A 14,260-nucleotide genomic window follows, 5' to 3' on the forward strand; every position below is an offset into this window, starting at 1 on the left:
TGCTCTATTAAATATGTTATTTTTCCATATACCTATCCCGATGCGTAAGAACACCAGGTCCATACGGTGGGGATTTCTCCACGATCTAGAGCCACATGCCAGCGATGATGAAAAATTCAGAAGATGGTTGGATAAAGAGTAAGCAGCCTGCCGATAGCTACTGAATGCCTGGACCTCAGTACGGCAGTCCCACTGTTCCATGGCATCGCCCCATCCCAGTTACGCAAGGCTCTATCGAAGCATCGAGGGAATTGCCTCTAGAGATATTCCGTCTGTCTCCATCGCACTGCGCGTTCTATGAAAGGTCGACCAAATAACAAAAAAACGGAGGCTCTCGCCCCCGCCCGTACTCACTACCAAAACACAAAGGCCATCTGTCGGCCTCTCTCCATCGTCATATGCCACCATCAAGGTTAACAATCGTTTACCAAAGCGGGGCAATCCAAAGGCAACAGTATGGCGGCGGAGGTCCAATTCAGATTGGGGGACCCGGAACGAACCTCCGCCGCCGCTGTTTTCGCCTGCCGGGACGTCCAGATACCAGCAGCGCGAAACCTTTGCCCGAGCCTTGGGCCATACCGCCCACCACGGCCCGCAGGCTCATCATGGGCGCACATCCAAACACGCTCGGCTCGATTGCTTCTTTCATCCTTCTATTTGTCACCAGACAGGCCATGGTTCCGTGAGTGGGGGCCTGCAGGGTATGGCGCAAGGGCCATCCCGCGATCATGTAGAACAGGTGGGCGTGGCGCTCTGACACATAAACCCCTGTGTCTTCACCTCTGTTCACGGGGTCGCGACATCTTGTCAGCGCCGCTGCTTGTCGTCATGGTGCCTCCATGATGGACGTCCCTGATATACAACACTTTCTTGATGACAACTTTGCGCCGTGGGTCCTCGCGCTGGCTCCGACAGTGCATGATGCAGGGCCCGATGGGGTCACGCTGGATATGCCGATTACGCCCGATATCGCCCGGGTGGGCGGGATCGTGTCGGGTCAGGCGCTCACCGCGATGGCGGATACGGCGATGGTCCTGGCCACGGCGGTGCATCTGGGGCGGTTGGCCCCGGTGGCGACCGTCACGCTCGACACCCAGTTCCTGCGCCCTGCGACGGGCGACACGATCCTGGCCGAGGCCGAGATCACGCGCGCGGGCCGTGCGTTGATCTTTGCGCGCTGCACCCTCAGCGCCCTGCCAATGGGCAAGGCGGTGGCGCTGGCCACGGCCACCTTTGCAGTGCCCGACTAGAAACACGCATTCGCGGCTTGATCCCCGCCCCGATCTGCCCCCTACTGGGGCCATGTTTTTGCGTGCGTTTCTGATCCTCACATTGCTGGCCAGCTGTGGCCGCCCCCTGACCGAGACCGAGCGGGCCTTCTCGGCAACCATCCACGGCGACGCGCTGGATGTGGACAAGGTGCGGATCGTGGACGGTGCCCCCACACGCGCTGTTACCTTTCGGCGCAAGGCCCGCCCCCGCACGACCTGCCGCGAGTTGATCCTACCCCCGCCCACAACCGAGATCGTCACGGCCAAGCCCGCCGCGGTCGCCTTGTGGCGCACGGTGCTGTTCGACGAGGACTGGTATCTGGACGACTACGTGCCCGACTACCCGGACGAGATCAATCTGATCGCTGCGATGTTGCTTGCCCACGAACTGACCCATGTGTGGCAGTGGCAGAACCGGGCAACCACCGGATACTCCCCCCTCAAGGCCGCGCGCGAACATCAGATCGGGGCGGATCCCTACCTCTTTGATATCGCGGACGACCGGGTATTTGGCGATTTCGGCTTCGAGCAGCAAGGCTCCATCGTCGAAGAGTTCGTCTGCTGCCGCGCACTGGCCCCGCAGGCACCACGGACCAAACGGCTGCACGCCCTGATCGCGAGGGCCATGCCCGTCGCCCCCCTGCCCCAATCGCGCCAGCAAGACGTACGCCTGCCCTGGGACGGGGTCGAACTGGACGGCATCTGCGGATAGAGGTCGTAAGGCGGACGTGTCGTCCGCCAAAGCGAAGAAAGGGGAACGATGGCGCATTATGCGATGATCATGCTGCTGGCCGGGATCGGCATTCCGATCCTGGCGGCGTTGAACGCGGCCCTTGGCGTGCGCCTTGGCAGCCCTGCGGCCGCCGCAACCGTGCTTTTTCTGGTGGCGCTGGCCACATCGGGCATCGTGTTTGCGGCCACCGGGGCGCAGGGTCTCGCGCGGCTGGCAGAGGCCCCCAGACACCTGTTTCTGGCGGGCCTCCTGATCGCGTTTTACGTGTTGTCGATCACCTATATCGCGCCCCATTTCGGGATCGGCAATGCGGTGTTCTTTGTGCTGCTCGGGCAGTTGATCAGTGCCGCCGCCATTGATCATTTCGGGCTGTTCGGCGCGCAGGCAGCCGCTCTTGGCACCGCGCGGGTCGCAGGTATCGCGATGATGGCCGCCGGGGTCTGGCTGACGCAGCAGACCTAGCGCCTCAGGCGTTCCTGGCTGCCAATGCCTGCGCCTGTGCCCATGCGGCAGGATCAACCTCGATCGGATCAGCCAGGACCCGGTTCTGACCGGGCAGGCGTGCGCCTTCGTCCTCGCCGACCATCTCCGTCAACTGCGCAAGCCGGTCTGTGAACACACCGGACGTGCTTGGGTCGATCAGGATATAGAACTGGCCCAGATCATGGGGCGGCCCTTCGGGCGCTTTGAGCGGTTTGACATCGCAGCTCAGCACACCACCTGTCAGCCCTGCGGTCAACAATTCAGCCATCAGCCCAAAGCCCCAGCCCTTATAGCCCCCCATTGACACCAACGATCCGGCCAGTGCCGCCTCGGGATCGGTTGTGGGCGCGCCATCCTTGTCCAGTGCCCACCCAAGGGGGATGGGCTGGCCCGCCGCCTTGGCCATCGTGATCTTGCCCAAGGCCACGGTCGTTGTGGATTGATCGAACTGCATGGCAAGGCCACCCTCTCCGTCAGGCACGGAAAAGGCGATGGGATTGGTCCCGATCATGCGGGTCTTGCCCCCCGGCGGGGCCACAATGGGCGAGGCGTTGGTCATCCCCAACCCGATCATGCCTGCCCGTGCAATCTGTTCCGTGAAATAGCCCAAGGACGTGCAGGTATGCGCATGCCCCACCGCCAGCGTGGCCACCCCGAACTGGCGCGCCGCATCAAGGGCCGGAGCCAGCCCGTAGGCAAAGGCCGGTTGGGCAAAGCCCATCAGCGCATCCACGTGAACCGTTGCCGGGCGGGGTGCGGTCACGACAGGGACCACATCACCCTGCACCCGCCCCGTCTCAAGCTGTTGGCAGTAACTTTCGAGGTAATAGAGGCCGCAGATGCGGTTGCCCACGGCTTCGGCGCACGCCACGGCACGCGCCACCTCGGCCGCGGCAAAGGCCCCGGCCCCGTGCCCCATCAAAGCGGCCTGCACGGTCCGTTCAATCTCTGCCGAAGTGATATGTGTCATGCTCTGCTCATCCCTGGCGGCGATGGCCGCGGCCCACAGTCAGAGCAAAACGATGCGCACCCGTCAAGCCGCGCTGGACGTTCCGGGCGCTCTATCCCTATGTCAGGCCGGGTCGGATGCCTTTGCCCGACCTCACAACTCGGTCACGCCCCCATGTCACGCGTGATCGGCACATCGACTGCGAGCAGTTCCTGGCCGATCATCGTGACGGTGCCGGGATCATCCCCCCACCAGCAACGCATCAAGGGTCGGATGAAAATCACCTCTGGTAACGGTGTCGCCCACATCCTGTTACAACACGAACGTCTCCGCCCCTGCATGGCCCACCTGCGTATCCGCACCGCCAAGGCCACTCCGCTTATCCTTCAGCGCAGTGCCAATCGGCATCTCGTTTTCTTCGCCGCCGGTCGGGGCTACACAGATAATTGGCATGTCCGGGGTTGGCGGCTCGGTGTCAGGCGCTTCACGTTCGGGTGGATATGCATCCGTTGCGTCTTGCTCGGGATCATCCGAAGGATCCGCCTTATCAGCAATTGTGGCGAACCCGCAGTCACATCAAAAGTACAGGTATAACAAATCTTTGGCGGCAGGACTTGCCACGGCGCTTTAACACGACACATGCGCGCAAGCGAACCGCACCCCTAAAACCCCGTGTTTTCAGAACGCGAAAAATCAGGCGGGGCCCGTGCTGAGTCGCCCCGCATCAAGGCGCACGATCCGGTCCATCCGATTTGCGAGTTCAAGGTTGTGGGTCGCAATCAGCGCCGACAGCCCCGTGTCACGCACCAAGGTCATAAGCGCGCCAAACACCTGATCGGACGTGGTTGGATCAAGGTTGCCCGTTGGCTCATCCGCCAGCAGCAACTTGGGCGCATTGGCCAATGCGCGGCAGAACGCGACCCGCTGTTGTTCGCCCCCCGACAGCTCTGCCGGGCGATGATCGGCGCGATGGGCAACCCCGACCTGGTCGAGCAGGGCCGTGGCTCGGGCCTCGGCATCCGTTTTGGACACACCTGCACTCAGCTGCGGCAAGACGATGTTTTCCAGCGCAGAGAACTCGGGCAGCAGGTGGTGGAATTGGTAAATAAACCCAACATCCGCACGCCGCGCCAAGGTGCGCCGCCGATCTGACTGCCCGGTCAGGTTCTGACCCGACAGTGCCACTGTGCCAGTGTCCGGCGTGTCCAGCAGCCCTGCGATGTGCAGCAACGTGGATTTGCCCGCCCCCGAGGGTGCCACCAGCGCCACGACCTCGCCCGCGGTCACGTCCAGCGTGATCCCGCGCAGCACATCCACCGCATTGGGCGCGCCCTTGTTGTAAGTCTTGGTGATGTCGCTCAGCGCCAGAACCGGATCACTCATAGCGCAACGCCTCGACCGGGTTCATCCGGGCCGCACGCCGCGCCGGAAAGATGGTCACCACGAACGACAACCCCAGGGACAGCGCCACCGCACTCAGCACATCATCCAAGTGCAACTCAGCAGGCAGCGCATAGATGCCGCGAATGGACGGGTCCCACACCCCGCCCCCCATCACGTAGTTCACAAAGGAAAACAGCGGATCGATATATATGGCAAACAGGCAACCAAGGATCACTCCCATCGCCGTACCAATGATACCCGTGAACGCGCCGCAGATGAAAAAGACCCGCAGGATCGACCCTTCGGTCAGACCCATGGTGCGCAGGATTCCAATGTCGCGGCCCTTGTTCTTGACCAGCATGATCAGGCCCGACACGATATTCATCGCCGCGATCAGTACGAGGATCGACAGGATAATGAACATCACATTGTCCTCCACCTCAAGCGCGCGCAGGAACCCGCCCGAAGCGTCACGCCAGGTCCAGACCTGCGCCCGCTCTCCGGCCACCATCAGGATATCGTCGAGGTAGCGGGCGACCTCTTCGGGCTCTTCCACCATGACCTCGATCTCGTCCACCACACCTTCGCGGTTAAAGAACGACTGCGCCTCGGCCAGCGGCAGATAGACCCGCACCCGGTCGATGTCGTAGCGGCCCGCGGAAAAGATATAGGTGACCTCATAGGCGTTGATGCGCGGGCTGGTGCCAAAGGCGGTGCGCACCCCGTTCGGCGAGATCAGCTTGATCCGGTCCCCCACCTGCGCGCCCAGTTCGCGCGCCACGCCCGACCCGATGGCCACCCCCTGCTCGAACCTTGCAATGTCACCCTGAGATGTCTCGGGATCAGCGATCCTGGGCAATCCGGCGAGGTCCTGCGCGCTCATTCCAAAGACCTGCACACCCGCATTGCTGGAGCGCAGGTTTGCCATGACCTGACCGCGCACCAGCGGGGCGGACCGCGTGACGCCCGGTACATCGCGCAGCGCGGCGGCACGCGCCTCGTAATCCGCGATGGTGCGATCAATGCGCCCTGTTTCGGTCACTTCGCCGATCTGGTAGACGGTCACGTGGGCGTTGGCCCCAAGGATCGTATCGACAAACTCCGCACGAAAGCCCGAGCGCACGGCCAACGTCGCAATCAGCGCAAAAACCGCCAGCGTGATCCCAATCAGGCTGATCCACGTCATCGTGCTGACACCGCCCTCGGCCCGGCGCGCGCGCAGATAGCGCCACGCGATCATCCATTCAAACGGGGCAAATGGGGTGGTTTGGCTGGCCATTCTCGGTTCCTGCTCGGGGTTTTGGCCACAAGTGGCGGCACCTGCGGTCGGCGTCAAGCCCTGCGAGGGGGTCGGGATCGGCGGGAAAAGGGCCACGCCAGCAGGCGCAACAGGATCGACACCCCGATCAGACCTGCGAAAAACCCCGTCAGTGCAAAGACCGCACCCGCGAAATTCAGGGGCAGCGCCGGTTGATAGGCCTGCATCGCGGCCCGCGCCACATCCCCGTCCGTCATCCGCGCCCCGTAATAGGCCCGCATGAAGGGCCCCGCATCCGTCAGCACCTTCAAATCGGCGCGCAACTGGTCATACCGCTGGAAGGTGCGGGTCATATCCGCCTGCCGCCGTTCCAGAAACGGCGTGCCTTGCATCTGCGCCAGTGCCTCGGCCCGGCTGAGCCCCGCCGCAGTGGCAGAGGCATCAAAATCTTTCACAACTTCGGCCAGGGCGTCCACCGCCCCACCCAGACGCTGCGTATATTGCTGCGAAAACTCAGGGAATTGCGAGGCGGAGGCCCCGCCCAACAGACCACCGATCAGGGCCAAAACACGCAATATCATTGCGCGCGCCCCATCATAGGGCGGCGTAAATCCCGGCCACGCGCTTCACGGCCTCTTCGGGGGGCAACTCTTCGCTTTGCCCCGTACGGCGCGAGGTCAACTCGACCACGCCGTTCTTCAGCCCGCGCGGCCCCACCGTAATGCGCCATGGCAAACCAATCAGGTCCATAGTGGCGAATTTACCGCCCGCCCGCTCATTGCGATCATCATAAAGCGGTTCAAGACCAAGGGCGGTGAGGCTTTGATAAAGCGCATCGCACGCGCCATCTGCCTCCGCATCCCCCTGTTTGAGGTTCACGATCCCGCAATGATAGGGGGTCACGCCCTCGGGCCAGATGATGCCCTTGTCGTCATGGCTGGCTTCGATGATGGCACCAAGCAGGCGGGACACACCAATCCCGTGACTGCCCATATGGACCGGCACCTGCTTGCCATCGGGGCCCTGCACAACGGCGTTCAAAGCGTCGGAATACTTGGTACCGAAATAGAAGATCTGCCCAACCTCGATGCCGCGCGCCACGCGGCGACGTTCTTCGGGGATGGCGTTGAACAACGCCTCATCATGGGTTTCGTCCGTCCGGGCATAGAGGTTCGTGAACTCCTCCATCACACCTGCACATTGGGCGTGATCATCATAGTCGATCTCGCGATCCCCAAAGGTCAGATCGGTGACGGCACTGTCATAAAACACCTCGCTCTCGCCCGTTTCGGCCAAAACGAGGAACTCGTGGGTGTCATCGCCACCAATGGGGCCGGAATCCGCGCGCATCGGGATGGCTTGCAAACCCATGCGCTCGTAGGTGCGCAGATAACTGACCAGATGGCGGTTATAGGCGTGCAGCGCATCCTCCTTGGTCAGGTCGAAATTATAGCCGTCCTTCATAAAAAACTCGCGGCCGCGCATCACGCCGAAACGGGGGCGGATCTCGTCGCGGAACTTCCACTGGATCTGGTACATGGTCAGGGGCAGATCCTTGTAACTGCCGACATGGGCGCGGAAGATATCTGTGATCAACTCTTCGGCTGTGGGGGTGAACAGCATGTCGCGGTCATGGCGATCCTTGAACCGCAGCATCTCGGCACCGTAAGCGTCATAACGCCCACTCTCGCGCCAAAGGTCGGCGGACTGGATCGTGGGCATCAACATGGGCATATGGCCTGCGCGCTGTTGCTCTTCGTGCACGATATTCTCGACCTTGCGCAGCACTTTGAAACCCAAAGGCAGCCAGGAATAGATCCCCGCACTCGATTGCTTGATCATGCCCGCACGCAGCATCAGGCGATGGCTGACAATCTGCGCCTCGCTTGGGTTTTCCTTCAAAACGGGCAGAAAATAACGGCTCAATCGCAAGTGATGCACTCCCAAACAGGTTTGAGCCCCTGATTAGGACAAAGCACGGGCATGGGCAACGGCCCTGTCCCCGTTCCAAATGAATCCAGGCGGAGACGCGGCAGCGACGGGGCGAAGCCCCAAACCAAAAGCGTGCGCGTCAGTGCCCCGCAAGGTCACGCCCGACCGCGCAGGGGACTTGCAGCGCGGGACAAAACACCGCATCTGTCACATCAACCAACCATTCGAGGCGTCCATGTCCCTGCCCGTCAGTGATCAGTTCAAATATTGGGGGATCGCGGCTGCGATCTTTTTCGTCCTGCTTTATGCGCTTGGCGACCAGCTTTTGCCGTTCTTTCTGGGGGCGGCGATTGCCTATTTCCTCGATCCTGTCGCGGATTGGCTCGAAAGCCGGGGATGCAGCAGGGCGCTGGCCACGGCCATCATCACCATCTCGGCCATCATCGTCTTTGTGGTGCTGGCCTTGCTGGTGATCCCGACGCTGGTGCAGCAGGCGGTGCAACTTTTCAATGCCGCACCTACCCTTGCGCGCAACTTTGGCACTTTCCTGTCCGAGCAATTCCCCAGCCTTCTCGATGAAGGCTCGACCGTGCGCCAATCACTGAACTCCATCGGACAGACCATTTCGGAACGCGGCGGGCAATTGCTCAACTCGGCGCTCACGTCGGCCGCCGGACTGTTCAACATGGTCGTGCTGTTTGTGATCGTCCCTGTGGTCGCCGTTTACCTGCTGCTGGATTGGGACCGGATGATTGCACGGGTCGACACCTTGCTGCCACTGGATCACGCCCCGACCGTGCGCCGCCTCGCCTCGGATGTCGACGCGACACTTGCCGGGTTCATCCGGGGCATGGGCACAGTCTGCCTGATCCTGGGCAGCTATTACGCCATTGCCCTGATGCTGGTGGGGCTGCAATTCGGGCTGGTCGTGGGCTTTGTCGCCGGGCTGCTGACCTTTATTCCGTATGTCGGCGCGCTTGTGGGCGGGGCGCTCGCCATTGGTCTGGCCATGTTCCAGTTCTGGGGCGAATGGCAATGGATTGCCGCCGTCGCAGGGGTTTTCATGGTGGGGCAAGTGATCGAAGGCAACGTGCTGACCCCCAAACTGGTGGGGGAAAGCGTCGGCTTACACCCTGTCTGGCTGATCCTTGCGCTGTCGGTTTTTGGTGCGCTCTTTGGTTTTGTGGGGATGCTGGTGGCCGTGCCGGTCGCTGCCTCTTTGGGGGTCATCGTGCGCTTTGTGATCGAGCAGTACAGAGAGAGCCGCCTCTATCAGGGCACCTCGGCGCAGACCGACACACCGCCCGAGGATTGACACGTGGCCGAACAGCTTGGACTGAACCTGCCCGCGCGCACAGCCCTTGGGCGGGACGACTTTATGGTCGCGCCCTCCAACGCGGTGGCGGTCGCCATGATCGACAGATGGGCCGCATGGGCCCCACCCAAACTGGTGCTCACCGGGCCAGCCGGGTCAGGCAAAACCCACCTGACCCATGTCTGGGCGTCCGATGCAGGCGCGCAGATCATCGCAGCACGCGACCTGACCGACACTTCCGTGCTCAGCCTCGCGGACGCCCCCCTCGCGGTCGAGGACGTGGACGAGATTGCCACGAACCCGGACGCCCAAACCGCCCTGTTCCACCTGCACAACGCGCTGCAAAGTGCGGGCCAGCCCCTGTTGATGACCGGTAAACTGGCTCCTGCCCTGTGGCAGCTGACCTTGCCTGACCTGCAAAGCCGGGTGGATGCCGCGGGCCATGCCGTCCTTGACGCACCCGATGATCGCCTGCTTGCGGCGGTGACGGCCAAGCTATTCGCGGATCGGCAATTGAACCCGCGCCCCGACGTGATCCCCTATCTCGTCACCCATATGGAGCGCAGCTTTGACGCCGCGCGCGATATCGTGGCCCGCCTAGATGCCACGAGCCTTGCGCGCAAAAAGGCCGTCACACGAGCCCTCGCGGCTGAGTTGCTGGACAAAGCGGCGGAGTCTGAGGGATAACCGTCACTCAATCTTCACACCCGATCGGCATAAGCCCCGCATGACAAACGCAGATTTCCTGTCCTCGCCGTTCCCCGACCCCATTGAGCTGCCTGACATCGACACCGATGGACCGGGGCGGTTCTTCAACCGGGAACTGAGCTGGCTCAGCTTCAACTGGCGGGTGCTGGAAGAGGCGGAAAACCCCCGCGTGCCGCTGCTGGAACGGCTGCGGTTCCTGTCGATTTCAGCTGGAAACCTCGACGAATTTTACACCGTCCGGGTCGCGGGTCTGCGCGAATTGGCGATTGCGGGCAACACCACCCCTGCCGCTGACGGGCTGACCCCTGCCGAACAACTTGTGCTCATCAACGAGAACGCGCGCAACCTGCTGATGGCGCAGCAACGCGCGCTGGTTACCTTGCACGACGCGATGGAGGCGCACGAGATTTCGGTTCTGCGCCGCAATGAACTGACCGACGAAGACATCGCCTTTCTCGAAGATGTGTTTCTGTCGCAAGTGTTTGCGGTCCTCTCTCCGCTGGCCATCGACCCTGCACACCCGTTCCCGTTCATCCCCAACACCGGCTACGCGCTCGCCCTCCAGATGGAGCGGACGTCAGATAAACGCTCGCTTCAGGCGCTGCTGCCGATCCCCGCCCAGATCGACCGGTTCATCGCATTGCCCGGCCCCGGCCACCGCTTTCTGCCACTTGAGGAATTGCTGATCCTCAACATCCCCAGCCTGTTCCCCGGCTACAAACTCAAGGATCACTTTGAGTTCCGGGTGCTGCGCGACAGCGATCTTGAGGTCGAGGAAGAGGCCGAAGACCTTGTGCGCGAATTCGAAGTCGCCCTGAAACGGCGACGGCGCGGCGAGGTTGTGCGGCTGACCCATTCCGCAGGCGCACCCGAAGCGCTCAAGGCCGTGATCATGGAAGAACTCGGCGTCAGCTTGGCCGAAGTGGTCGAAGTCGACGGTATGATCGGCCTGTCTGACCTCAGCGAGTTGGTGCTGGATGACCGCCCCGACCTGCTGTGGCCCTCGTTCACACCGCGCGTGCCAGAACGGGTCACCGACTTTGACGGCGACATGCTGGCCGCCATCCGCCAAAAGGACATGCTGCTGCACCACCCTTACGAGACGTTCGATATGGTGGTGCGCTTTCTGCAACAGGCCGCGCGCGACCCCAAGGTCGTGGCGATCAAACAGACGCTTTATCGCACCTCGAAGAAATCCCCCATCGTCGAGGCACTGTGCGAAGCCGCCGAAGACGGCAAATCCGTCACCGCACTTGTCGAGCTCAAGGCCCGCTTTGACGAGGCCGCAAATATCCGCCAATCCCGCCGTCTGGAACGCGCGGGCGCGCATGTGGTCTACGGCTTTCTGGACCTCAAAACCCATGCCAAGATCAGCACTGTGGTGCGCCGCGAGGGCAAGACGCTGGTGACCTACACCCATTACGGCACCGGCAATTATCACCCGATCACCGCGCGCATCTACACGGACGTGTCGCTGTTCACATGTGACGCAAAACTTGGGCGTGACGCGACCAAAGTGTTCAACTATCTGTCGGGCTATGCCCCGCCCGAGGGGCTGAACAACCTCGCCATTTCGCCCACCACACTCAAACCGCGCCTGCTGGAAATGATCGCCGCCGAGGCGGACCATGCACGCGCAGGCAAACCCGCAGTGATCTGGGCCAAGATGAACTCGATCATCGACGATGAGGTGATCGACGCCCTTTATGCCGCCGGACAGGCGGGCGTGAAAATCAGCCTCGTGGTACGCGGTATTTGCGGGCTTCGCCCCGGGATCAAGGGGTTTTCGGACAACATCCGGGTGAAATCCATCGTCGGTCGTTTCCTCGAACACTCGCGCATCGTGTGTTTCGGCAACGGGCACGACCTGCCCTCAAAAAAGGCGCGGGTGTTCATTTCGTCTGCCGACTGGATGGGGCGCAACCTGAACCGGCGCGTCGAGACGCTGATCGAGATCGAAAACGCGACCGTCAAGGCACAGATTGTGAGCCAAGTCATGGCCGCAAACCTCGCGGATGTGGCCCAAAGCTGGGTGATGGCCCCGGATGGCACCTTCACCCGGCCAGACGTGCCCGAGGGTACATTCGCGTTCAACTGTCACCGTTTCTTTATGGAAAATCCGTCGCTTTCGGGCCGTGGATCGGCGGGGGCGTCGGACGTGCCCAAACTCACCCATACCGAAGATTAAGGGCGCAGCCCCAAGGGTCGGTGGGTGCGCGTCTTTCGGCAACGCCGAAACAGAGCCACCTGCCGGCACGAAGCCGCATTGACGCACACCCACCGCTGGTCCATCACTGACGCAAGGACATGCACCACGGGGGGTCCATGAACGCTTTGGTCGAGACACATGCCGAGGGGGGCCTCTTTGGGCGCGCCCTGTTCGAAGACCCGTCTGCGCGCGCATTGGCCCGCGTCGGGGTGGTCGATGTCGGATCAAACTCGGTCCGGCTGGTGGTATTCAACGGCGCAGCGCGGTCGCCTGCCTACTTCTACAACGAAAAGATCATGTGCGCCCTGGGTGCGGGCCTGTCCGACACCGGGCACCTCAATCCCGAAGGGCGCGTGCGGGCGCTGAACGCCTTGCGCCGCTTTCAACGCCTCGCCGAAGGGATGGGCCTGCCCGACCTCACCGTGGTGGCCACCGCTGCCGTGCGTGACGCCAGCGACGGACCCGCATTCTGCGCTGACGTGATGCGCGAAACCGGACTGTATGTGCGCACCATCGACGGGCGCGAAGAGGCACGGCTGTCGGCCCAGGGCGTGCTTCTGGGCTGGCCGGGGTCTTATGGGCTTGTCTGCGACATTGGTGGATCGTCCATGGAACTGGCCGAAATCTCGGGCGGGATCGTGGGGCGGCGCGAAACTTCTGACCTTGGTCCGCTCAAGCTGCAAACCCTGAAAGGCGGTAAAAAGGCCCGCACCGCGCATATCAAGGCGACGATGCAACGGCTTCAGACCGAGATGGGTGTGCAACGCGACCGTTTGTTTCTGGTGGGTGGATCATGGCGCGCCATTGCGCGGGTCGACATGCACAGGCGCGGCTATCCGCTGCACGTGCTGCACGAGTACCGCATGTCCCCCAAATCCGTGCGCCAAACCGCGAAATTCATCGCCGCACATCCAGACCACGAATCCCTGCGCGGCATCTGCGGTATTTCATCGACGCGCATGGCGCTCGTGCCCCTCGCTGCCGAGGTGCTGACGCGACTGGTCAAATCCTTCAGCCCCAAGGACATTGCCGTCTCCAGCTACGGCATCCGCGAGGGGATGCTTTACGAACAAATGCCCCAACGCCTGCGCGACCGCGACCCCCTGATCGAAGCCTGCCGCTTTGCCGAGGCCAAGGACGCGCGCGTGCCCGGCTTTGGCAAGCTGCTTTATCAATTCATCGAACCGCTGTTCAAATCAGCACCCTTCCACCGCAAACGGCTGATCAAGGCCGCCTGCCTGCTGCATGACGTCAGCTGGCGCGCCCATCCCGATTACCGCGCGGAGGTTTGTTTCGACAACGCCACGCGGGCCAATCTGGGCGGGTTGAAACACTCCGAACGTATCTTTCTGGGCCTGTCGCTGCTGCATCGATATACCAACAAGCGCGAGGGAACCCATTTTGAAAACCTCTATGATCTGATCGACGAAAAGACCCAGAAAGACGCCGAAATCATGGGCAAGGCCATGCGGTTCGGCGCGATGCTGTGGATGGAGAAGGACGCAGAGCGGGGTGAATTCCGCTGGTTCCCGAAAAAGAAAATCCTCGAACTGCACCTGACAGCCGAGGCCATGCCGCTCTTTGGTGAGGTTGCCGAGGCGCGGCTCAATTCACTTGCAGCTTCGCTTGAGGCACAGGTGCTGATCAAACAGCGCCGCCGCTAGATTTCGATCTGTTCTTCTGGGTCAACCGGAGGCTCGACGGGCGGTTTGCGCCGAATGATGATGTCTCCGTTGTCGAGCATTTCGGGCACCTCATAAACGCTCCAGTCCTGCACATCCTCAAGCAAATCGCGCAAACCCGGGCCCATTTGCCGCATGAAACCTTGCAGGGACGGGCCAAATTCCTCGGCCAGCCCTTGCAGGTCCTCAAGCGCAGGCTCCATCTCGCGCCTGAGCCCTTCCATAAGCATCTGCGCGCCCCGCTCCATCAGGGAGGGGCCAGACTCCGCGTCCTGCGCCATCGCAGGGGTGGCACCGATCAGGCAAAGGGAAAGGATCACGTGTTTCATACACCCAA

14 protein-coding genes are annotated in these 14,260 nt (G+C 62.1%); 7 read left to right on the plus strand and 7 right to left on the minus strand.

The annotated features are described in order from the left end of the window. The first annotated feature begins 839 nt into the window (after positions 1-839). From Q0859_RS09965 to Q0859_RS09975, 3 genes are read left to right on the plus strand one after another with little or no spacing between them, the layout of a single operon-like run. Positions 840-1,250 carry a PaaI family thioesterase gene (locus Q0859_RS09965; protein ID WP_299150481.1) on the plus strand — a complete coding sequence of 137 codons (411 nt, stop codon included), beginning with the start codon at positions 840-842 and terminating at the stop codon, positions 1,248-1,250. A 52-nt stretch (positions 1,251-1,302) separates the two neighbouring features. Then, positions 1,303-1,983: a hypothetical protein gene (locus Q0859_RS09970; RefSeq protein ID WP_299150484.1), complete on the plus strand. Its 681-nt coding sequence runs from the start codon at positions 1,303-1,305 to the stop codon at positions 1,981-1,983. Between the two features lie 48 nt (positions 1,984-2,031). Further along, a complete protein-coding gene (locus Q0859_RS09975; protein ID WP_299150486.1) occupies positions 2,032-2,466 on the plus strand; it encodes a DMT family transporter in 435 nt (144 codons plus the stop codon). Between the two features lie 4 nt (positions 2,467-2,470). Here the strand turns inward: Q0859_RS09975 and Q0859_RS09980 are convergent, their stop codons facing one another. The 6 genes from Q0859_RS09980 to proS all read right to left on the minus strand — a co-directional run bounded on the left by Q0859_RS09980 (position 2,471) and on the right by proS (position 8,009). Next, positions 2,471-3,457, minus strand: coding sequence for an Ldh family oxidoreductase (locus tag Q0859_RS09980; RefSeq protein WP_299150488.1), 987 nt, complete (start codon positions 3,455-3,457; stop codon positions 2,471-2,473). A gap of 291 nt (positions 3,458-3,748) precedes the next feature. Next, complete coding sequence (locus Q0859_RS09985) at positions 3,749-3,889, minus strand: hypothetical protein (RefSeq protein WP_299150489.1); 141 nt, start codon at positions 3,887-3,889, stop codon at positions 3,749-3,751. A 240-nt stretch (positions 3,890-4,129) separates the two neighbouring features. After that, complete coding sequence (locus Q0859_RS09990) at positions 4,130-4,819, minus strand: ABC transporter ATP-binding protein (protein ID WP_299150492.1); 690 nt, start codon at positions 4,817-4,819, stop codon at positions 4,130-4,132. After that, positions 4,812-6,098, minus strand: coding sequence for a lipoprotein-releasing ABC transporter permease subunit (locus tag Q0859_RS09995; protein ID WP_299150495.1), 1,287 nt, complete (start codon positions 6,096-6,098; stop codon positions 4,812-4,814). Before Q0859_RS09995 ends, Q0859_RS09990 begins: the two co-directional genes overlap by 8 nt. 53 nt (positions 6,099-6,151) lie before the next feature. Next, a complete protein-coding gene (locus tag Q0859_RS10000; RefSeq protein ID WP_299150497.1) occupies positions 6,152-6,658 on the minus strand; it encodes a DUF2937 family protein in 507 nt (168 codons plus the stop codon). 13 nt (positions 6,659-6,671) lie between these two features. Continuing rightward, positions 6,672-8,009 carry a proline--tRNA ligase gene (proS, locus tag Q0859_RS10005; protein WP_299150499.1) on the minus strand — a complete coding sequence of 446 codons (1,338 nt, stop codon included), beginning with the start codon at positions 8,007-8,009 and terminating at the stop codon, positions 6,672-6,674. A 235-nt stretch (positions 8,010-8,244) separates the two neighbouring features. Here proS and Q0859_RS10010 point away from each other — a divergent pair, with 235 nt between their 5' ends. The 4 genes from Q0859_RS10010 to Q0859_RS10025 all read left to right on the plus strand — a co-directional run bounded on the left by Q0859_RS10010 (position 8,245) and on the right by Q0859_RS10025 (position 13,905). Then, complete coding sequence (locus tag Q0859_RS10010) at positions 8,245-9,324, plus strand: AI-2E family transporter (RefSeq protein ID WP_299151456.1); 1,080 nt, start codon at positions 8,245-8,247, stop codon at positions 9,322-9,324. Positions 9,325-9,327: 3 nt separating this feature from the next. Further along, complete coding sequence (locus Q0859_RS10015; RefSeq protein WP_299150500.1) at positions 9,328-10,011, plus strand: DnaA/Hda family protein; 684 nt, start codon at positions 9,328-9,330, stop codon at positions 10,009-10,011. Positions 10,012-10,051: 40 nt separating this feature from the next. Further along, entirely contained in the window at positions 10,052-12,220 is a 2,169-nt protein-coding gene (locus tag Q0859_RS10020; RefSeq protein WP_299150502.1) for an RNA degradosome polyphosphate kinase, read from the plus strand. 137 nt (positions 12,221-12,357) lie between these two features. Beyond that, entirely contained in the window at positions 12,358-13,905 is a 1,548-nt protein-coding gene (locus Q0859_RS10025) for a Ppx/GppA family phosphatase (RefSeq protein ID WP_299150505.1), read from the plus strand. Here the strand turns inward: Q0859_RS10025 and Q0859_RS10030 are convergent. Beyond that, a complete protein-coding gene (locus Q0859_RS10030) occupies positions 13,902-14,252 on the minus strand; it encodes a hypothetical protein (RefSeq protein ID WP_299150507.1) in 351 nt (116 codons plus the stop codon). The two genes, Q0859_RS10025 and Q0859_RS10030, sit on opposite strands and share 4 nt — an antisense overlap. Positions 14,253-14,260: the final 8 nt, after the last annotated feature.

Origin of the sequence: uncultured Tateyamaria sp. (assembly GCF_947497045.1) — a bacterium.
Taxonomy (GTDB): domain Bacteria; phylum Pseudomonadota; class Alphaproteobacteria; order Rhodobacterales; family Rhodobacteraceae; genus Tateyamaria.

Excerpts from the sequence above, each read along its gene's own strand:
- Q0859_RS09965 (WP_299150481.1), top strand. The coding sequence starts at position 840 with ATGATGGACGTCCCTGATATACAACACTTTCTTGATGACAACTTTGCG.
- Q0859_RS09970 (WP_299150484.1), top strand. The coding sequence starts at position 1,303 with ATGTTTTTGCGTGCGTTTCTGATCCTCACATTGCTGGCCAGCTGTGGC.
- Q0859_RS09975 (WP_299150486.1), top strand. The coding sequence starts at position 2,032 with ATGGCGCATTATGCGATGATCATGCTGCTGGCCGGGATCGGCATTCCG.
- Q0859_RS09980 (WP_299150488.1), bottom strand. The coding sequence starts at position 3,457 with ATGACACATATCACTTCGGCAGAGATTGAACGGACCGTGCAGGCCGCT.
- Q0859_RS09985 (WP_299150489.1), bottom strand. The coding sequence starts at position 3,889 with ATGCCAATTATCTGTGTAGCCCCGACCGGCGGCGAAGAAAACGAGATG.
- Q0859_RS09990 (WP_299150492.1), bottom strand. The coding sequence starts at position 4,819 with ATGAGTGATCCGGTTCTGGCGCTGAGCGACATCACCAAGACTTACAAC.
- Q0859_RS09995 (WP_299150495.1), bottom strand. The coding sequence starts at position 6,098 with ATGGCCAGCCAAACCACCCCATTTGCCCCGTTTGAATGGATGATCGCG.
- Q0859_RS10000 (WP_299150497.1), bottom strand. The coding sequence starts at position 6,658 with ATGATATTGCGTGTTTTGGCCCTGATCGGTGGTCTGTTGGGCGGGGCC.
- Q0859_RS10010 (WP_299151456.1), top strand. The coding sequence starts at position 8,245 with ATGTCCCTGCCCGTCAGTGATCAGTTCAAATATTGGGGGATCGCGGCT.
- Q0859_RS10020 (WP_299150502.1), top strand. The coding sequence starts at position 10,052 with ATGACAAACGCAGATTTCCTGTCCTCGCCGTTCCCCGACCCCATTGAG.
- Q0859_RS10025 (WP_299150505.1), top strand. The coding sequence starts at position 12,358 with ATGAACGCTTTGGTCGAGACACATGCCGAGGGGGGCCTCTTTGGGCGC.
- Q0859_RS10030 (WP_299150507.1), bottom strand. The coding sequence starts at position 14,252 with ATGAAACACGTGATCCTTTCCCTTTGCCTGATCGGTGCCACCCCTGCG.